20 protein-coding genes are annotated in these 18,243 nt (G+C 71.8%); 7 read left to right on the top strand and 13 right to left on the bottom strand.

The features are described from left to right. Positions 1-149 precede the first annotated feature (149 nt). Positions 150-512, bottom strand: a complete 363-nt coding sequence (locus tag DEJ28_RS03335) for a sterol carrier family protein (RefSeq protein ID WP_111115895.1) — start codon at positions 510-512, stop codon at positions 150-152. Positions 513-569: 57 nt separating this feature from the next. Between DEJ28_RS03335 and purD the strand changes: the two genes are divergently transcribed. Together purD and DEJ28_RS03325 are read left to right on the top strand one after the other, a co-directional pair. Then, positions 570-1,838, top strand: coding sequence for a phosphoribosylamine--glycine ligase (gene purD / locus DEJ28_RS03330; RefSeq protein ID WP_111115817.1), 1,269 nt, complete (start codon positions 570-572; stop codon positions 1,836-1,838). Further along, positions 1,835-2,704: a phosphoribosylaminoimidazolesuccinocarboxamide synthase gene (locus DEJ28_RS03325; protein WP_111115818.1), complete on the top strand. Its 870-nt coding sequence runs from the start codon at positions 1,835-1,837 to the stop codon at positions 2,702-2,704. The genes purD and DEJ28_RS03325 overlap by 4 nt, the downstream gene beginning before the upstream one ends. A 125-nt stretch (positions 2,705-2,829) precedes the next feature. On the opposite strand, the gene DEJ28_RS03320 is transcribed toward DEJ28_RS03325, so the two are convergent. Then, entirely contained in the window at positions 2,830-4,020 is a 1,191-nt protein-coding gene (locus DEJ28_RS03320) for a PP2C family protein-serine/threonine phosphatase (RefSeq protein WP_111115819.1), read from the bottom strand. 152 nt (positions 4,021-4,172) lie between these two features. Between DEJ28_RS03320 and DEJ28_RS03315 the strand changes: the two genes are divergently transcribed. Further along, positions 4,173-4,493 (top strand): hypothetical protein, encoded by a 321-nt coding sequence (locus DEJ28_RS03315; RefSeq protein WP_111115820.1) that lies wholly within the window; start codon positions 4,173-4,175, stop codon positions 4,491-4,493. Here the strand turns inward: DEJ28_RS03315 and DEJ28_RS03310 are convergent. The 4 genes from DEJ28_RS03310 to DEJ28_RS03295 all read right to left on the bottom strand — a co-directional run bounded on the left by DEJ28_RS03310 (position 4,468) and on the right by DEJ28_RS03295 (position 8,331). After that, on the bottom strand, positions 4,468-6,087 hold the full coding sequence (locus tag DEJ28_RS03310; protein ID WP_181433725.1) for an MFS transporter: 1,620 nt from the start codon (positions 6,085-6,087) through the stop codon (positions 4,468-4,470). The two genes, DEJ28_RS03315 and DEJ28_RS03310, sit on opposite strands and share 26 nt — an antisense overlap. Before the next feature lie 218 nt (positions 6,088-6,305). Further along, a complete protein-coding gene (locus tag DEJ28_RS03305; RefSeq protein ID WP_111115822.1) occupies positions 6,306-7,121 on the bottom strand; it encodes a helix-turn-helix transcriptional regulator in 816 nt (271 codons plus the stop codon). Beyond that, positions 7,118-7,750 carry a signal peptidase I gene (gene lepB, locus DEJ28_RS03300; protein WP_111115823.1) on the bottom strand — a complete coding sequence of 211 codons (633 nt, stop codon included), beginning with the start codon at positions 7,748-7,750 and terminating at the stop codon, positions 7,118-7,120. The genes DEJ28_RS03305 and lepB overlap by 4 nt, the downstream gene beginning before the upstream one ends. After that, positions 7,747-8,331, bottom strand: coding sequence for a hypothetical protein (locus DEJ28_RS03295; protein ID WP_111115824.1), 585 nt, complete (start codon positions 8,329-8,331; stop codon positions 7,747-7,749). The genes lepB and DEJ28_RS03295 overlap by 4 nt, the downstream gene beginning before the upstream one ends. A gap of 110 nt (positions 8,332-8,441) precedes the next feature. Between DEJ28_RS03295 and DEJ28_RS03290 the strand changes: the two genes are divergently transcribed. Next, entirely contained in the window at positions 8,442-9,218 is a 777-nt protein-coding gene (locus tag DEJ28_RS03290) for an SDR family oxidoreductase (RefSeq protein WP_111115825.1), read from the top strand. Positions 9,219-9,359: 141 nt separating this feature from the next. Next, on the top strand, positions 9,360-10,244 hold the full coding sequence (locus DEJ28_RS03285; RefSeq protein ID WP_111115826.1) for a VOC family protein: 885 nt from the start codon (positions 9,360-9,362) through the stop codon (positions 10,242-10,244). A gap of 79 nt (positions 10,245-10,323) precedes the next feature. Here the strand turns inward: DEJ28_RS03285 and DEJ28_RS03280 are convergent, their stop codons facing one another. The 5 genes from DEJ28_RS03280 to DEJ28_RS03260 are packed head-to-tail and all read right to left on the bottom strand — an operon-like array spanning position 10,324 to position 13,926. Then, positions 10,324-11,400 carry a hypothetical protein gene (locus DEJ28_RS03280; protein WP_181433726.1) on the bottom strand — a complete coding sequence of 359 codons (1,077 nt, stop codon included), beginning with the start codon at positions 11,398-11,400 and terminating at the stop codon, positions 10,324-10,326. Beyond that, positions 11,400-11,996, bottom strand: coding sequence for an ABC transporter ATP-binding protein (locus DEJ28_RS03275; RefSeq protein ID WP_258368080.1), 597 nt, complete (start codon positions 11,994-11,996; stop codon positions 11,400-11,402). Before DEJ28_RS03275 ends, DEJ28_RS03280 begins: the two co-directional genes overlap by 1 nt. Beyond that, the gene (locus DEJ28_RS03270) at positions 11,993-13,039 is read right to left on the bottom strand and encodes a peptidoglycan-binding domain-containing protein (RefSeq protein ID WP_146248861.1); all 1,047 of its coding nucleotides are present in this window, start codon (positions 13,037-13,039) and stop codon (positions 11,993-11,995) included. Before DEJ28_RS03270 ends, DEJ28_RS03275 begins: the two co-directional genes overlap by 4 nt. After that, complete coding sequence (locus DEJ28_RS03265) at positions 13,036-13,644, bottom strand: hypothetical protein (RefSeq protein ID WP_111115829.1); 609 nt, start codon at positions 13,642-13,644, stop codon at positions 13,036-13,038. The genes DEJ28_RS03270 and DEJ28_RS03265 overlap by 4 nt, the downstream gene beginning before the upstream one ends. Then, complete coding sequence (locus tag DEJ28_RS03260; protein WP_181433727.1) at positions 13,645-13,926, bottom strand: hypothetical protein; 282 nt, start codon at positions 13,924-13,926, stop codon at positions 13,645-13,647. It abuts the gene before it with no gap. A gap of 102 nt (positions 13,927-14,028) precedes the next feature. Between DEJ28_RS03260 and DEJ28_RS03255 the strand changes: the two genes are divergently transcribed. Next, a complete protein-coding gene (locus DEJ28_RS03255) occupies positions 14,029-14,595 on the top strand; it encodes a GNAT family N-acetyltransferase (RefSeq protein WP_181433728.1) in 567 nt (188 codons plus the stop codon). A gap of 224 nt (positions 14,596-14,819) precedes the next feature. Here DEJ28_RS03255 and DEJ28_RS03250 read toward each other — a convergent pair whose 3' ends face one another. After that, a complete protein-coding gene (locus DEJ28_RS03250; protein ID WP_111115831.1) occupies positions 14,820-16,349 on the bottom strand; it encodes a catalase in 1,530 nt (509 codons plus the stop codon). Positions 16,350-16,453: 104 nt separating this feature from the next. After that, on the bottom strand, positions 16,454-16,924 hold the full coding sequence (locus tag DEJ28_RS03245; protein WP_111115832.1) for a Fur family transcriptional regulator: 471 nt from the start codon (positions 16,922-16,924) through the stop codon (positions 16,454-16,456). Between the two features lie 224 nt (positions 16,925-17,148). Here DEJ28_RS03245 and DEJ28_RS03240 point away from each other — a divergent pair, with 224 nt between their 5' ends. Further along, positions 17,149-17,970 (top strand): cytochrome c oxidase assembly protein, encoded by an 822-nt coding sequence (locus tag DEJ28_RS03240; protein ID WP_258368081.1) that lies wholly within the window; start codon positions 17,149-17,151, stop codon positions 17,968-17,970. Positions 17,971-18,243: the final 273 nt, after the last annotated feature.

The raw sequence follows: 18,243 nt of genomic DNA, 5'->3' as shown, positions 1-18,243 counted from the left end.
GTGTCTTCTACGGTAGGCGGCCGGTCGGTGACGTCACATCGGTAGGCATTACCTAATTCGGGTCGCCGAATTCAGCAACGGCTGTCGCCTCGTCCTGGAGGCCCGTGGCGGGCCCGCACCGCGCCTCCAGTCCGCCGTCCCGTGACGTGTCAGGTGTCCAGCCGCACCGGCAGGAACTCCGTCAGGACCGCACGGGAACCGGACGCGCTGACGCGCGACTGCGCGACCGCCTCGTCCCAGCGCAGCTCGCCGGTGGCGAGCGCCAGCCACGTCGTCGCGTCCGTCTCGACCACGTTCGGCGGCGTCCCCCGGGTGTGCCGCGGGCCGGGCACGGCCTGGATCGCTGCGAACGGTGGTACCCGGACCTCGACGCTGTTGCCGGGGACGTCGTCGGCGAGCCGCTGCAACGTCCAGCGCACGGCGGTCGCGAGGGTCGGCCGATCGGTCGCCCCCTGCCGGACGGCGGCGAGTGCGGCGCGCCCGTCGGCGTCCTCGATCCTCCTCGGTGGCATGTCCACAGGCTAGCCGTCGCATCGCAACGGGCGAGTCGGGCTGGGTAGGGTGATCGGGTGCGAATCCTCGTCCTCGGTTCCGGTGCCCGCGAGCACGCGATCATCACGGCCCTCCTCGCTGAACAGGCGGGCCACGTCATCACGGTGGCGCCCGGCAACGCCGGCATCGCCGCCGACGTCGAGACGGTCTCCCTCGACCCCACGAACGGCGCCCTCGTCGCCGAGTACGCGCTCGAGAACGACATCGAGCTCGTCGTGGTCGGGCCCGAGGCGCCCCTCATCGCCGGCGTCGCCGACCCCCTGCGGACACGGGGCATCCCGGTGTTCGGCCCGAGCAAGGCCGCCGCGCAGCTCGAGGGCTCGAAGGCGTTCGCGAAGCGCATCATGTCCGAGGCCGACGTGCCCACCGGCCGCCCGGTGTACGCCGGCACCGCCGACGAAGCGGTCGCGGCCATCGACGAGCTCGGTGCCCCGTACGTCGTGAAGGCCGACGGGCTCGCCGCCGGCAAGGGCGTCCTCGTGACCGAGGACCGCCAGGCGGCGATCGACCACGCCACCTACTGGCTCCAGCACGGCCACGTCGTCGTCGAGGAGTTCCTCGACGGCGAAGAGGTCTCGCTGTTCTTCCTGAGCGACGGGCACGACGTCCGACCGCTCAGCCCCGCGCAGGACTACAAGCGCCTCGGTGACGGCGACTCCGGGCCGAACACCGGCGGCATGGGCGCGTACTCGCCGTTGCCGTGGCTCGCCGACCGCTGGCCGTCGGAGCGCGCCTTCGTGGACGAGGTCACCGACCTCGTCGCGCTCCCCACCGTCCGCCGACTCGAGCACGAGGGCACGCCGTTCGTCGGCCTGCTCTACTGCGGCCTCATCGTCACCGAGCAGGGCGTGCGGGTCATCGAGTTCAACGCACGCTTCGGCGACCCCGAGACCCAGGTCGTCCTCCCCCGCCTGGCAACACCGCTGTCGAGCCTCATGCTCGCCGCCGCCAGCGGACAGCTCGCGTCCGCGCCGACACCGGAGTTCCGCGACGACGTCGCCGTGACGGTCGTCCTCGCCAGCGAGGGCTACCCGGAGAACCCGAGGACCGGTCGCACGATCACCGGCGTCGACGCCGCGAACGCGCGCGACGGCGTCTCGGTGGCGCACGCCGCGACCGGGGTCCTCGACGGTGACCTCATCGCGACCGGTGGCCGGGTGCTCAGTGTCGTCGCCGTCGGCTCGACGTTCGCGGAAGCCCGCGACCGTGCGTACGCCGGCGTCGGCGACATCACGCTCGAGGGCGCGCAGTTCCGCACCGACATCGCCGCGAAGGTCGTCCGATGAGCCCGGCACCCGTGCTCGCGGGGTGGCGCCACGTCTCCTCCGGCAAGGTCCGCGAGCTCTACGTGCCCGAGGGCACCGCCGACGTCGCGAGCGCATCGGAACTGCTCCTCGTCGCATCCGACCGGGTCAGCGCCTACGACTTCGCGCTCGAACCGCCGATCCCCGGCAAGGGTGAACTCCTCACCCGCCTGTCCCGCTTCTGGTTCACGCGGCTCGCCGACGTCCCGAACCACCTCATCGCGCCGTCGGCCGGCGGCACCCCGGTGCCGGAGTCGGTCGCGTCGCGGTCCATGCACGTGATGCCGCTCGAGATGTTCCCCGTCGAGTGCGTCGTGCGCGGGTACCTCGTCGGCAGCGGTTGGGCGGAGTACCAGGAGTCCGGCAGTGTCTGCGGCGTCGCACTCCCCGAGGGGCTGTCGAACGGGGACCGCCTGCCCGAGCCGATCTACACGCCGGCGTACAAGGCGCCACAGGGCGAGCACGACGAGAACATCTCCTACGAGCAGACGGAGGAGCTCGTCGGCGCAACGGCGGCGGCGCAGCTCCGGGACCTGTCGCTCCGGGTGTACTCCGAGGCGGCGGCGATCGCCCTCGAGCGCGGGGTGGTCATCGCGGACACGAAGTTCGAGTTCGGCCGCGACGGCACGGGGCAGATCCGCATCGGGGACGAGGTCCTGACGAGCGACTCCAGCCGCTACTGGGACGCCCGGTCGGGGAACCGCACCGAGTCGTTCGACAAGCAGATCGTCCGCGACTGGCTCAGCGCGAACTGGGACCGGCAGGGCACGCCCCCGGTGCTGCCCGAGGCGATCGTGACCCGGACGGCCGAGCGCTACCGCGAGCTGATCGAGCGGCTCGGCGCGTAGCGCGGGCGCCGCTCACCGTCGCTGAGATCGCACTTCGTGCGGCCCGCGCGCCACGGAAGCGGCAGCAAGTGCGATCTCAGCACCGAAGGACAGGCGTCGAGCGCGCCGTCCGCGCACCCTCCGCGTCAGTCGCGCGCGATGACGACGACCGTCAGGTCGTCGCCCGGGTCGTGCGTCCCCGCACGGGTCCGCACGCGTCCGAGGAACGTGTCGATGTCCGGGGCGTCGCGCCACATCGCGCCGAGTGCTCCGAGTGACGCGAGCGTGGAGTCCCACAGCTCGAGCGCGCCGTCGCTCACGAGCACGAGGACGTCCCCCGGCTCGAGTTCGAGGGTGCCCGTGACGCGGTCGGCGCCGACGGGGTGCAAACCGATCGGCAGGTCGTAGGAGCGTCGGACGGTCTCGGTGCCGTCCGCGTGCAGCTGGATCGCGAGGCCGTGTCCGGCGTCGGTGAACTCCATCCGCCCGGTCGCCGGGGTCAGGCGTCCGTGGAACATCGTGGCGAACGACTCGGCACGGCTGAGGTCCGGTCCGACCTGCGCCTCGAGCCCGGCCACCGCACGTGCGGTGGACTCGGAGCCTCGTGCGAGCAGCGCACCGCGGATGGTCGCGGCGAGGAGTCCGGCCGACATGCCCTTGCCCATCACGTCGGCGACCGTCACGACCAGCGCATCGCCGTCGACGTGCCAGTCGTGGAAGTCACCGGAGACGACACCGTGCGGGACGGACATGCCACCGACGCGGTACCCCGGCACCTCGATCACGGACGGCTCGAGCCCGGCGAGCACCGAGCGGAGGCGGTCCTCGTCGGCGCCGGCGGCGAGTTCGCGCTCGGCCCAGACGCCGAGTTCCTCGAGCAGCGCGAGGTCGTCGGGTGCGAAGGTGCGCGGAGCGGAGTCGATGAGGCAGAGCGTGCCGACCTTCACGTCGTCGTCGCCGACGCGGATCGGGACGCCGGCGTAGAAGCGGACGTTCGGGTCGTCGAGCACCATCGGGAGGTCGGCGTACCGGGGGTCCTCGAGCGCGTCCGGCACGACGATGGGCCCCTCGGCGGCGAGGGTCCGGCCGCAGAAGGTGTCCTGCAGCGGGATCGTCGGGTCGAAGACGTCGTCGCTCTGCTGCGACTTGATCGTCAGCACGTCGAGCCCGGCGAGGTTGAGGAACGAGCCGCTCACACCGAAGGCCTCCCGCGCGATGCGGGTGATCCGGTCGAACCGTTCCTCGGCACCGCCCTCGACCACGTCGAGTGCGGCGAGGAGCGCCGCGCGCCGGGCGTCCGTCGTCGGGCGGTCGGAGACGGCGGGCTCGGAGTGCATGGGTCCACGCTAACGCGCCAACCGGACAGTCCCAGTCCCCAGTACGGAGGACGCGGCGAGAGGATCCGGCACAGGTCCGCGCACGAGGACGGCGTGACGCGTGACGTCGGGCGCGTGCGGAGCGCCACCCAGCGCGGCGTACCCTTGGCGACGTGCTCCGTCGTGTCGTCCCCGTGCTCGTCCTCGGTGTCGCCGCCGCGCTCGCCCTCACCGGCTGCGGCGCGCACGACTCCACCGGGCAGGTGTCGGTGACGGTGTCGGCCAACGCCGCGGACCACCCCTACGAGGTGAAGGTCTTCGCGTCCACCGGCAAGCTGTCCGAGCACCAGCGGGTCTTCCCGGGCGGGACCGCGGACTTCGCGGGGGTCCCGCTCGGCGAGGTCACGGTGCGGGCGAACGAGCTCTGCCCCCAGAAGACCACGGTGTCGAACGATGCCGTGGCGAAGGTCAACCTGACGACGACGGGCTGCTGACCCCCACGGCCACCAGGTGCTCGACGCGGGGCTCCCCCGCCACCTCGCGCACCGCGTCGAGCGTCCGGGCGTCGTCGCCGGTCTGCCGCACCTCGTGCTGGTCGACGTGCTCCTGCCACGACCCCACCCGGAACGCCTCGACCCACGCACCGGGCCCGGCGCCGGCATCCCGGTAGAGGTTCCAGTCACGCGCCCCGGTCCGTCGGCGGCTCTTGCCGAGCGAAGCGGCGCGGGTGCGGAACACGTCGACGGACGCCTCCGGCACGGTCCAGTGCAGCAGAACGAGGGTCTCGCCGGTGGCCGCCGCGTGGTCGTCGGGGACGATGTCCACGTCGCCGAACGGCATCGGCGTCGCCGCACGCTGCCGGTCGGTGAGCACGGGGAACCGTGACGTGGCGAGGAGCAGCGCGCTCGCGGCGGTGACGACCCCGGCTCCGGCGAGGACGCCGACGACCCCGAGCGGCGTGGCCACGATGCCGGCCAGCGCCGCGCCGACCGCCGTGCTGCCGAACAGCACCAGTTGGTACACGGCCAGACCACGCGCCCGCACCCAGGCGGGCAGGAACGCCTGCACCGTGCCGTTCAACGTCGTGACGACACCGATCCAGGCCACCCCGCCGACGACGAGGGCGACGAGCACGACGGGGAGCACGGGGACGAGGGCGACGACACCCATGCTGATGCCGAAGAGCACCGAGGTCACGCCGACCAGCCGTCCGGTGCCGAGCCGCGCGCGCACTGCCGGCATCACGAACGCCCCGCCGACCGATCCGACGCCGACCGCGGCGAGCAGGAGCCCGTACCCGCCGGAGGACAGGCCGAGGGGCCCGCTGGCGACCAACGGCAGGAGCGCCCAGAGCGCGTTCGCCGGCACCATGAACACGGCCAACTGCACGAGCAGCCGGCGGACGACCCCGGCGTGGAGCACGTACCGCAGGCCGGCGCGGGTGGCGTCGATGAACGGTTCGGCCCGGGTCTCCGGCCGCTGGTAGCCACGCCACGCGAGGAGCACCACCAGGAAGAACGCGAACGACAGGGCGTTCGCCGCGAACACGAACGGGACCCCGAGCTGGGCGATGACGACACCGGCGAGCGCCGGCCCGATCGCCCGTGCGACGTTGACGCCGACGGAGCTGAGGGCAGCCGCGTCGGTGATCGCCGCCCGCGGCACGAGCTCCGGCACGAGCGCCTGGTAGGCGGGCAGCTGCAGGGCAGAGGCGGCGCCGAGCAGGAACGTGACGGTGAGGAGGAGCGCCGGCGTCATCGAGCCGGTCGCGGTCAGCACGGTCATCGCGAGGCCGACGACCACCTGGAAGGCCTGCACCCCGATGAGGAGTCGCCGACGGTCGACGAACTCGCCGATCACGCCGGCGGGGATGCCGATGAGCAGGACGGGCAGGCTCGACGCGGTCTGCACGAGCGCGATGACGACGGGTGCGGCGTGCTCGTCGACGAGCAGCCACTGCGCGCCGACGGTCTGCATCCAGCTGCCGATGTTGCTCACCAGCACCGCGATCCACAGTGCGCGGAAGACCGGGATCGCGAGCGGCGCGAGCGCCCCGCCGCGGGGTGTCGTCGACTGGTCGGTGGTCACGTCGCCTCCTGGGGGTGGAACGGTGGGGGCCTGGAGGCGCGGTGCGCGTCGGACGCACACCGCGCCTCCAGGCCGGGGTCGTGTCCCGATCAGTCGGCGAGTGCCGCCGTCAGGAAGGCGACCGCCTGCGCGATCGCGGCAAGCTCGGATCGTCGCTCGTCCACGGAAGCAGGATAGCCGGAAACCGCACGGATGAGAACCACCGTTCTCTGCGGAGCTCAGTCGTGCGTCGGGTCGGTCCGCCGCATCGACTCGTGCGGACGCTCCCCGAAGCGCCGCCGGTAGTGCTCGGCGAACCGCCCCAGGTGCGTGAACTGCCAGCGGTGCGCGACGTCCCGGACGGTCCGGACGCCACCCCGCGGCGACACCAGCTCGAGGTGCACCCGGTCGAGCCGGACCTCGCGGAGGTAGCGCATCGGCGTGACCGCGAGTCGCCGCCGGAAGAGGTCCTGCAGTCCACGCTCGCTGAGGTCGGCCCCCGCCGCGATGTCCGCGACCTCGATCGACTCCCCCGCGTGGTCGTGCACGAAGCGGATCGCCCGACGGAGCCGGTGCTCGACGTCGGACCGCGACCGGGTGAACGTCGACAGGACCACCGTCGTGACACGTCGGTTCAGGGCTGCACGCTCGCCGGCGTCGAGTGACGGGTCGAGGATCCGGTCGGCGACCTCACCGAGGAGTGCGAGGAGCGGCTCCACCCCGGGGTCGTCGTGGTCGGGCTGGACGAACTCGGACGGCTCGTCGGCGTCCCCGAGTACCGACGGGGCGACGTGCAGCAGGGTCATCGCAGTCGCGTCGGTGTCGAACGCGTACGCCACCGACGCGGAGAGCATCATCGGCCGTCCGGCTGCCACGGACCACTCGCTGCCGTCGTCGGCGGTGAGGGTGGCGTGACCGTCGGCGAGGACGAACACGACGTGGTCCGGACGCGGCCCGATGGTGCCGGACTGCGGTCCCGGAGTGCGGATCCGGTGCAGCGCGACGTCGTCGTCGCCGCCCGTCACGTACTCGAAGGCCGGGCCTGCTGGTGTCACGGGGTCCCTCCGGTCGACGACGCGTCGGGGACACCGTCCCACACGTCGGCGTGCCGCGACAGCACCGTCCACCGCGACACGGGCCAGGTCGTCAGGAACGCCCGCCCGACGACGTCCGACACCGGCACCGTGCCGTGCACCCGCGAGTCCGCGGAGTCGGAGCGGTTGTCGCCCATCACCCAGAGCCGACCCTTCGGCACCGTGACCGTGAAGTCCTGCCGCGAGACCCGGTCGGACCCCGGTTCGAGGACCACGTACGACTCGTCGACCGGGTGCCCGTTCACCGACAGCCGCCCCTGGGAATCGCAGCACGACACCGTGTCGCCGGGCATCCCGATCACCCGCTTGATGAGGTCGTCGCCCTGCGCCGCCGTGAGCCAACCGCCCGGGTCCTGGAAGACGACCACGTCACCGCGCTGCACCGGCACGACACCGGGCACGAGTTCGTTCACGAGCACGCGGTCGCCGATGAGCAGCGTGTTCTCCATCGACGCGGAGGGAATGTAGAAGGAGCGGACGAGGTACGCCTTGACCAGGAACGACGCCAGCAACGCCGCGACCACGATGATCACCACGTCGCGGAGGAACTTCCACCCGGGCCGCCTCGTCTGCTCCTGCGCCGCGCTCAATGCGTCAGCACCACCTTCACGAAGCCGATGACGAAGGCGACCGCGGCGAGCACGATGCCGCCCCAGAGCCCGAGGAACGTGGGGCGCTTGCCGCTGAACCGCTGCATGAAGACGCCGACCATGCCGATGCGCACCACCAGGATCACGGTCGCCGCGATCTGCGCCCACTCCGCCGGCAGCCACCCGATCCACGCCGCTGCGTAGAGGACCGCCGGGATGAGCCCGGACGTCGCGATCGGGTTCGCGTTCCGCACGGTGGTGACGACCGACTCGCGACGTGCGTCGTCGGACCCCGAGCCGTCGTCACCGAGACCGTGCGCGACGAGGTGCGCGAGGACGTGCGCGAGGTACGTCAGGACTGCGGTCGCGAGCACCGTGAGGACCGCCGCCCCGTGGTGGATCTGGTCGGGGTTCACCGCGATGGCCACGGCGAGCACCGTGATGTTGCCGTAGATGTACGACGACATCCGGTCGCGCATCTGCTCGACGGGGAACGTGGCGGGGTCGGGACGGCCGCCGCGACGGCCGCGTCCGCGTCCACCGCTCGGTCGCTCGTCCGGCAGGCGTCGTGAGCGTGGCATCCACCCATCTTGGCCCCGGTCGGCGCGGCCCCGCCGACAGGACACCGGGTGCGATGCCAAGCTGGGTGCGCCGACGCACCGCTGCGACGGACAGACGGGAGGCACGACCCATGTCCCACAGACCCCTCGCCCTGGTGACCGGTGTCGGTCGACGAGCCGGGATCGGCGCAGCGCTCGCGCTGCGGTTGGCGACCGACGGCTGGGACCTGGCCATCTCGTGGTGGGGCCCGTACGACGCCCGCGTCCACGGTGCCGCCGATCCGGAAGGGATCGACAGCGTCGTCGCCGGGTGCGAGCACGCGGGTGCACGCGTGACGCGCCTCCCGGTCGACCTGGCCGATCCGGAGCAGGCGGCCGCACTCGTCGGCCGAGCCGAGACCGAGGCGGGCGCGCCCGTGACCGCGGTCGTGATGTCGCACTGCGAGTCGGTGGACTCGGACTTCGCCACCACCACCATCGAGTCGTTCGACCGGCACATGGCGGTCAACGTCCGCGCACCGTTCCTCATCGTGCAGGCGTACGCGGCGCGACTGCGCGCCGGGGCCGCCGCACCCGAGGACCGGCGCCGCATCGTCGCGCTCACGAGCGACCACATCGCCTTCAACCTGCCGTACGGCACGAGCAAGGGCGCGCTCGACCGGCTGATCGTCGGGGCGGCCCAGGAGCTCGCGGACGTGCACGTCAGCGCCAACCTCGTCAACCCGGGGCCGAACGACACCGGGTGGATGACGGAGGAGATCCGGCAGTCGGCGATCGCGCAGACCCCGGGCGGGCGGACCTCGATGCCGAGCGACACGGCGGCGCTCGTGGGGTTCCTCTGCGGGCCGGACGGGGGCTGGGTGAACGGGCAGCTGCTCAAGTCCGACGGCGGGTTCAGCGCGAAGTGAGGCGGGCGCGCGCGTGCGTCATGGCCGCAGTCGTACGACAACGACGATGTCGCAACCCCGCGACGCACTGAGCAGGTCATCTTAGGTGACGCGTCACCGAAATTGGTTGACGCATCAACTATTTCGGCGCAGACTGATGCCATGCACACGCAGGACCTCCTCGCCGCCGACACCGGGATGGGCGCCGTCACCCTCCGGGTCGCGAACCTCGACCGGATGATCGGCTACTACCGCGAGGGCATCGGCCTGTCGCTGTTCTCGAACGACGGCGGCGTCGCCGTGCTCGGACGACCGTCACCGTCGGGCGTCGCCGTGCCGATCGTGATCCTCGAGCACGCCCCTGCGATGCAGCACGCCGGCGCGCACGAGGCCGGGCTGTTCCACACGGCGATCCTGTTCGACACGAAGGCCGACCTCGCCGCCGCGCTGTACTCGGTCGCGACGAAGTACCCGCAGACCTTCACGGGCAGCGCCGACCACCTGGTCAGCTTCGCGTTCTACTGCACCGACCCCGAGGGCAACGGCGTCGAGCTCTACTGGGACCGCGACCGCACCGAGTGGTCGTGGACGCACGGCATGGTCGACATGGACACGAAGTACGTCGACCCGAACGCCTTCCTGCAGGAGCACCTCACGCCGTCGGCCCTGGACGGCGTCGCCACCGCTCCCGGCCGGGTCGGACACGTCCACCTGTCCGTCGGCGACGTCGCATCGGCCCGCGAGTTCTACGTCGACAAGCTCGGCTTCGAGACCACCGCCGGGTGGGGCGAGGCACTCTTCGTCAGCGCCGGCGGGTACCACCACCACATGGCCATGAACACGTGGAACTCCCGCGGTGCCGGACGCCGCCAGCTCGCGCTCGGACTCGGGCTCGTGCGGATCGAGGTGCCGGGCGAGGACGACCTCGGCGCGCTGGCCTCTCGCATGCGGGACACCGGCGTGCAGACCGCCGACGACGGCCGCACGGTCGCGTTCGAGGACCCGTGGGCGAACCGGCTCGAGGTCACCGCACCCGGTCGCGGCTGACGGGTCGCGGCTGACTCGTCGCGGCTGACCGGTCGCGCTGGAAGCCCCTCGTCGGGTGCTGCCCGCTGCGGGCGGCCGGTCATCGCGACCGGAAGTAACGGTGCAGGGCGCGTTCGCGCACCATCATCGCGGCGAGCGCCCCGCCGAGCACCACGGCGACGAGGCCGAGCGTCGCCGTCGCCGCCGCTTCGAGCACGATCGGCAGCGCGTCGTCGACCGGGAGACCACGCACGAGCACCACGGCCACACCGACCGCGACGAGGGCGCCGACCGCACCCCACACCGCGTGCTGCACGACGATCCCCAGCACCTGCACGCTCCGCTGCACCCCGACGTGCAGGTCCGAGGCCAGCGCGAGCCGCCGCCTGGCGACCGCCGCCCCACCGACCGCCAACCCTGCGACGACCGCCGCGCCGAACGGCACCTCGGCCGATGCCGCAGCGGACGGCGCGAAGGCCGCGCCGAGCCGGGGATTGAGCTGCCCGACCGTCGGACGGGCCTCGTCGTCGGCGCCACTCGCCGGCAGGACGGTCCGCCGGAGCATCGCGCGGGTGTCCTCGCGCTGCGGCCAGACCGTGACCCAGCAGGCGTCGAACGGTGCTCCGTCGTCGGCGGTCGGCGCGAGGAGCGCGTACTCGAGGTCCGGGTCTCGACCGTCGTCGGGGTAGTCGTACACGCCCGCGACCTCGGAACTCGTCCCCGCCGCCGTGACGAGCGGATCACCCGGAGCGAGTCCGAGCGATTCCCGCACCGCGGGCGAGACGATGACGCCCGCGACCCCGACGGTTCCCGCGGTCCCCAGGACACCGGGCAGCCCCGCGGTGACCTCGTACGTCGGGACGGCCGAGCCGGGGAGCGCAGCGGGCACCGTCCCGGCGTCGAGACGCCGGAGCGCGCCGGACGTGATGACCCCTTCCGTCTCGGCGAGCGCATCACACACTCGGCCGTCGATCCTCCCTTCGGCGCGTTGCACGGTCGTCGCCGCCCCGCTCGCGACGAACGCCGCCGCGGCACGGACGTCCTTCGCGACCGCTGCCGTCCGGAGGCCGACGACGCCTCCGAGCAGGACCGCGAAGACGATCGCGCCGACACCAGCCCAGGCGGCACCGGACGCGATGTCCCGCCAGGCCTCGCGGACGACCTCGGCCAGCCGCATCACCGGTACCGCCCCAGGTCGAGCACGCCGTCGCAGGCGTCCCGTGTCTCGTCGTCGTGCGTCGCGACGACGACCGCGGTCCCCGACGCGGCGAGCGCGCCGATCGCGTGGTTGACCTCGGCCGCGGTCGTTCGGTCGAGCTGTGCCGTCGGCTCGTCGACGAGCATGAGGTCCGGGCCACTGGCGATGCCCCGCGCGAGCATCAGCCGTTGCGCCTCACCGCCGGAGAGTTCCGCGAACCGCGCGTGCGCCCGGGGGCCGAGCCCGAACCGGTCGAGGACCTCCAGAGCGCGCGCGTCGGCCGTCCTGCGGTCGGCGCCTGCCGCGAGGAACGGCAGCGCGACGTGGTCGAGGACGCGCCGCCGGGCGACGCCGTGCGGGTTCTGGAACACCCACAGGGGGCGGCAGCCTTCCGGCCGGACGACCGCGCCGTGGGTCGGACGGAGCATCCCCGCCAGGATCGCCAGCAGGGTGGACTTGCCCGAACCGCTCGGGCCGACGACGGCGGTCACCGTGCCCGATGCGAAGACCCGGTCGACACCACTGAAGAGCGCGGTGCCGTTCGGCCACACGTGTCCGATGGCATCGAGGGTCACCGGCACGAGCGGGACCGATCGGGGTCGGCGCGGACTCGATCGAGCGTCCGCCCGTCGGGCACCCGGACGAACGACTGACCGAGCTCCGACCCGAGCACCTCGACCCGGAGCGGCTGCCCGGTCGTCGGTTGCACACAGGCGTCGCCGCCCTGGAGGTCCCAGAGCACGGTCGGTGGCAGCACCTGGACGGTCCGCGGCCGGCTGAGCGTCCACGTCGCAGGCAACGTCGGCACTCCCTCGGCCGAAGCGACGGTCGCCGCGTACTCCGGCAACGCGGCGACCGCTGCGAGCGCCGTCGGTGCCGAGACCACCCCGCGCGCGTCGACCGGCACATCCCGACTGCCGATCCGCAGGACGCGCTCCCCCGGCGCCGGTTCGACCGGTGGCGTCTCGATGCGCGCGCCACGGAGTTCCGCGGGGAGTTCGACGAGGACGCCGTCGGTGCCGACCGGCGCCCCGACGATCGCCGTGCACGACCGCACGGTGTTCTCGGACGCCGGAACCCATGCGAACGGCCCCCGCGGCACCGTGTCGTCGGGCAGGTCGTGCTGTTCGACGCCCCGGTTCACCAGGAACTGCCTTGCGGCTCGGAGCGTCGCCCGCCCGAGGACACCGTCGACGGTGAGTCCGGCCCCGAATCGCGTGAGCTCACGCTGGAGCCCGGAGACGTCCTCGCCGCGGTCCCCGACTTCGAGGTCGCGCCACAGAGGACCGTCCGTGGCCAGCGCGATCACCGGCTGCCCGTCGATCCGGGCGACGACGGCGCCACTCCGGAGCGGTGCACCCGTCGAGCACGACGACGAGGTCACCGTGCCGGCCCGCACCGTGACGACCGCACGCGGCGAGCCGATGTCGAGCGCGAGCTGCACCTGCCGTTCGTCCGCGTCCGTGCGCTCCGTCACGCGGACGGTGCTCGCTGGCAGCGCCGTACGGAGTGCCGCCGGAGGGTCCGCGGGCACGACGACCACGATCGCGGCGGCCGTGCCCGCTGCCACCACCATCGACCCGAGCGCCAGGAGCGCCGCTGACGGCCACGTCGTCACCGCTCCCACCAGAGTCCGAGCGGATCGATCCGGCATGCGGTCCATTGCGGATCGAAGTCACCAAACGGCAGGTCGTCAGCGTCGTAGTCGAGTTCCCACTGCTCCTCGGTGTAGTCCCCGTCGACGAGCCCTGCCTTCCTGAGGCAGGCGACGGTGATCTTCGCGTCATCCAATCGTTCCGGATTTCGGCGAGTCTCTCCGTAGAGGTAGGTGATGCTCCGATCGAATCGCGCTTCGCAGGACTCAAGCACGCTGTTGGTGCGGCTCATGTCATTGCTCGGCGCGCTTCCATCGGTGCTCGCGACCTCGAACCCGCCCTCCGCGTAGTAGTTGATCGTGAGGTTCGAATCCCGCAGACACGAGTCGATCCGCGCATGCGCGTCCTCGAGCTCAGCGGGAGTGACGACACCGTCCGCCAAGGCAGCCCGCTCGTAGTCGGATCTGCTCTCCCCGTACGACGATCGGAACTCGTCCGCCCAGGGACCGTCAGCGATCGCGTCCGAGGTCTCAACGACGGGTGACACGTCGGTCGAGCATCCGCCGATCGTGGCCGTGAGGACGACCGCGACGCAGAGTCCTACGCCTCGTTCCAGCGCGGCGGGCATTCAACGCGCGGTCATGCCGTACGACACGACGTTCGCCCAGCACAGCTTCTGCTGGGAGATGCGCCCCTTGCCGACCCAATCGCCGTACTTCGGATTGGCGTTCTTGATGGCGTTCCAGTGCCGTGCCCCATTCGAGCACGAGTTGTTCTTCCCCTTCATCAGCGTGACGGATCCATAGCACGCGGCGTGCGCGTCCGGCGCGGTCGCACTGTCCAGCGCGATCCCTCCAGCCACGACGGTTCCGAGCACGGTGGCACACATCAGTACGTTCTTGATCGACATCGATCTCCCCAACTCATCGCTGATACTCGTGTATCACCGTTAACGTATCGATGCGACGGTCATCGGGCAACCCGTGTCGGGAGAACCCGGCAGGATGGACGCGTGACTGAAGACATCCGGTGGGAAGTCGTCGAGGAGAGCACGCTGTCGCTCCCCGACCACGAAGCGATCGCAGCGCTCCTGGGGCAGGCGTTCCCCGACTGGTCGCACTGGTACGTGGGCGGCCGCAGCTGGTCCGGCATGCAGCCGGAGCGCCGGGTGCTCGCACACGACGCCGACGGGGTCGTCCTCGCCCACGTCGGCATCCGCCGCATGTTCGTCACGGTCGGGGGCCGCGACGTGCTCGTCGGCGACACGGGCCTCGTCGCGGTGTCGCCCCGACTCCAGGGCACGGGCGTCGGCCGCGAGCTGATGACCCGCACCCACGCCGTCCTCGACGGGCTGCAGGTGCCGTACGGGTTCCTCGGCGCGGGCGAGAACCGGATCCCGTTCTACGCACACCTCGGCTGGCACGAGCTGGAGGACGCCGTCGGCACCTTCTCGGCCTTCACCGCCGAGGGCGCGGGCATCAGCAACACAGAACAGGGCGGCTGGATGGTGCGCCCGGTCGCGGAACAGCTCGAGGACTGGCCGACAGGCCCCATCTGGCTGAACGGCCAACAGGTCTAGCTCGAGGACTGGGCAGGCACACAGACCAGGCCCGATCTGGCTGAACGGCCAACAGGTCTAGCTCGAGGACTGGGCAGGCACACAGACCCGGCCCCATCTGGCTGAACGGCCAACAAGTCTGACCGCCGGGGCCGACCCCGGCCCTGCACCGCACGAAACGACGGACGGGAGGCACGGTGCCAGCTGGCACCGCGCCTCCCGTCCGTCAGTGGAGCGGCTGGGGCTTACGCCTCGACCGCGACCTTCTCCGGGTCCTCGTTCGATCCCGGCGCGCTCGGCGCGACCGCGGCGCGCACGCGCGCCCCCAGGTCGGCGTCGACGTTCGTCCAGTAGGCGAACACGCGCTCGCGCAGGTCGTCGCGGGTCACCTTCGAGACGTGCCCGGCGATGTTGCCGACGAGGCGCGCACGGGCGGCGTCGTCGAGGACCTCGCGGTAGAGCGTGCCGGCCTGCCCGAAGTCGTCGTCCTCGGGGTGGAGGGTCGCAGCGGTGCGCTGGAGGGCGCCGTCCGACTCCCAGCCCGGGGCGTCGTCGGTCGCGCTCGGGTCGGCGTGGGCGCCACCGAGCGAGTTCGGCGCGTACGCGGGGACCTCGGACTTCTGGAAGTCGAAGCGCATGGCGCCGTCCTTCGAGTACGAGTGGACCTCGTTCTTCGGGGCGTTCACCGGGAGCTGCGCGTGGTTCGTGCCGACGCGGTAGCGGTGTGCGTCCGCGTAGCTGAAGATGCGCGCGAGGAGCATCTTGTCGGGGCTCGCCGCGATGCCGGGGACGAAGTTCGAGGGCGCGAAGGTGGCCTGCTCGATCTGCGCGAAGTAGTTCTCCGGGTTGCGGTTGAGCTCCATCGTGCCGACCTCGATGAGCGGGTAGTCCGCGTGCGGCCACACCTTCGTCAGGTCGAACGGGTTGAAGCGGTACGACGCGGCGTCCTCGTAGGGCATGACCTGCACCTTGAGGGTCCAGCGCGGGTGGTCACCACGGTCGATCGCTTCGCGCAGGTCGCGGATGTGGAAGTCCGCGTCCTCGCCGGCGATGCGGTCGGCGTCCGCCTGCGACAGGGTCTTGTGGCCCTGCTCGGTGATGAAGTGGTACTTCACCCAGAAGCGCTCACCCTCGGCGTTGATCCACTGGTAGGTGTGCGACCCGAAGCCGTCCATGGTCCGCCAGCTCGCCGGCAGGCCGCGGTCGCCCATGAGCCACGTGACCTGGTGCGCCGACTCGGGCGAGAGGGTCCAGAAGTCCCACTGCATGTCGTGGTCGCGGAGGTGCGAACCCGGCAGACGCTTCTGCGACCGGATGAAGTCGGGGAACTTGATGCCGTCGCGGATGAAGAAGACGGGGGTGTTGTTGCCGACGAGGTCGTAGTTGCCCTCGCTCGTGTAGAACTTCAGCGCGAAGCCGCGGGGGTCGCGCCAGGTGTCCGGGGAGCCCTGCTCGCCGGCGACGGACGAGAAGCGGGCGAGCATCTCGGTCTGCTGGCCCGGCTGCAGGAACGCGGCACGGGTGTAGCGGCTGATGTCCTGCGTCACGGTGAAGGTACCGAAGGCGCCGCCACCCTTGGCGTGCACGACCCGCTCCGGGACGCGCTCGCGGTTGAACTGGGCGAGCTTCTCGACCAGGTAGTGGTCGTGCAGGGCGAGGGGCCCGTCGGCGCCGACGCCCATGGAGTGCTGGTCGCTCGAGACGGGGGCGCCGCTGTTGGTCGTGGTGGTGGGGGTGCCAGCCGGCTGGCCGGTCGTCGTGTTCTGGTCGGACACGTGTCCTCCTCGGGGGGAACGGTTGGTCGGTCAGGGATGCTCGGGTTGTCTGTGGGTCGCCGCCGGGTCGCGGCGGCGGCGGGTCGCGGGGACGGTGGGTCGCGCTAGGCGCTGGCGGGGCTGGCGCCGTCGGCCGCAGCGTCCTCGTCCGCGCCGTCACGCTCCGCCGCGGCGCACTGCGCGCAGATGCCCCAGTAGGTGACCTCGGCAGTGGTGACGGCGAAGCCGTGGGTCTCGGACGGCGTGAGGCAGGGCGAGTGCCCGACGGCGCAGTCGACGTCCTCGATCGCACCGCACATGGTGCACACGATGTGGTGGTGGTTGTCGCCCGTCCGCCGTTCGTAGCGCGCGGGGCTGCCGGCCGGTTCGATGCGTCGAACGAGCCCGACACCGGTCAGTGCCGCGAGGACGCCGTAGACCGCCTGGTGGCTGGTCGTCGGCAGTCCCGCGGTGAGGGCGGTCACGATGTCGTCGGCGGTTGCGTGCGGCATCGTCTCGGTGGCACGGAGCACCGCGAGACGAGGGGTCGTGACGCGCAGGCCGGCATCACGCAGAAGATCGGCATCGACGTCCATCGCGAACCCTTCTTTTGCAGCAATCAAGACAACGGTGCAACTGTACACCAGCCGCCGGACATCCCCTGCTGCAGCCCGGATCTGAACCGGTTCTCACCACCCGCGGCCCTTCGAGACGGCGCCGCGGGCGGAGGATCGTCTTCGGCCGCACGATCCGCAGGAGGCACCCCACGCCGTCGACACCCGAGTTCTGGAGCACCTGGCACCTCGACCCGCTCGCAGCGGTGCTCATCGCCGTCGCGGCCGTCACCTACGGCTGGTGGGTGGTCGGCGCGGCCCGACGAGGCACCCCGTGGCCGTGGTGGCGGAGCCTGGCGTTCCTCGCTGCGCTCGTCCTGTTCGGGATCCTCCAGTTCGGGATCGTCGGTCTCTACGACCGCGAGCTGCGGTGGGCGTTCGTGCTGCGGTTGGCCCTGCTGTTCTTCGCGGTCCCCACCTTCGCCGCGCTGGCCGCGCCCGTCTCGTTGCTCCGGACTGGAGGCCCGGCTCGCCTCGCGCAGACCGCCACCGCCATGCTCCGGTCGCGTCCGGCACGGTTCGTCGGCAACGCGATCGTCTCGCCACTCATCGCCCTCGTGCTCTTCTGCGTGCTGCTCACCCCGTTCGCTGCGACCATCCGCGAGTCCCCGGTCTGGGCGACGGCGATCACGGTCCTGGTGCCGATGCTCGGGTTCGGACTGCTCACGCCCCTGTCCGAACCGGGCATCCTCCGCTCGTCGACGTTCGTGACCGTCGAGTTCCTGCTCGCGTTCGTCGAGCTCCTGGCGGACGCGATCCCCGGCATCGTCCTGCGGATCACGAACCACGTGCTCGACGGGTCGGTCGTGCAGGCGGTCGGGCGGCCGTGGTTCCCCTCACCGCTCCGCGACCAGCACCTCGCCGGGGACCTGCTGTGGTTCATCGCCGAGGTCGCCGACGTCCCCGTGCTCATCTCCCTCTTCATCCGGTGGCAGCGCACCGATCGCCGAGAGGCCCGCACGATCGACGCCCTGACCGACGAGGAGATGGACGAGCTCACCCGGGCGCACCTGCAGCGCCGCGGGTAGCGCGTGCGCGGGGCCCGGACTCGCGGCGGGCTCGCGGCGGCCGCTTGTCGGACCTTGCACACGCATCCGGCGGCAAAGCACGCGTCGATCGACTGGTGCAACGTCGGAACATGCACGCGCAGCAGATGCACGTGCATGAGGCGACGAAGCACGCGTCGATCGACTGGTGCGGTGTCGGATCATGCGTGTGCAACTTCCGACGTCAGCCGCCGCCGCGGATGACGACGGGCCCCGCGCCGCTCGTGTGAGCAGCCCGGGGCCCGGGTCGACGAC

Origin of the sequence: Curtobacterium sp. MCPF17_002 (assembly GCF_003234115.2) — a bacterium.
Classification (GTDB): domain Bacteria; phylum Actinomycetota; class Actinomycetes; order Actinomycetales; family Microbacteriaceae; genus Curtobacterium.
The sequence above is the reverse complement of the archived record's forward strand: the minus strand, read 5'-3'. Positions and strand labels throughout refer to the sequence as shown.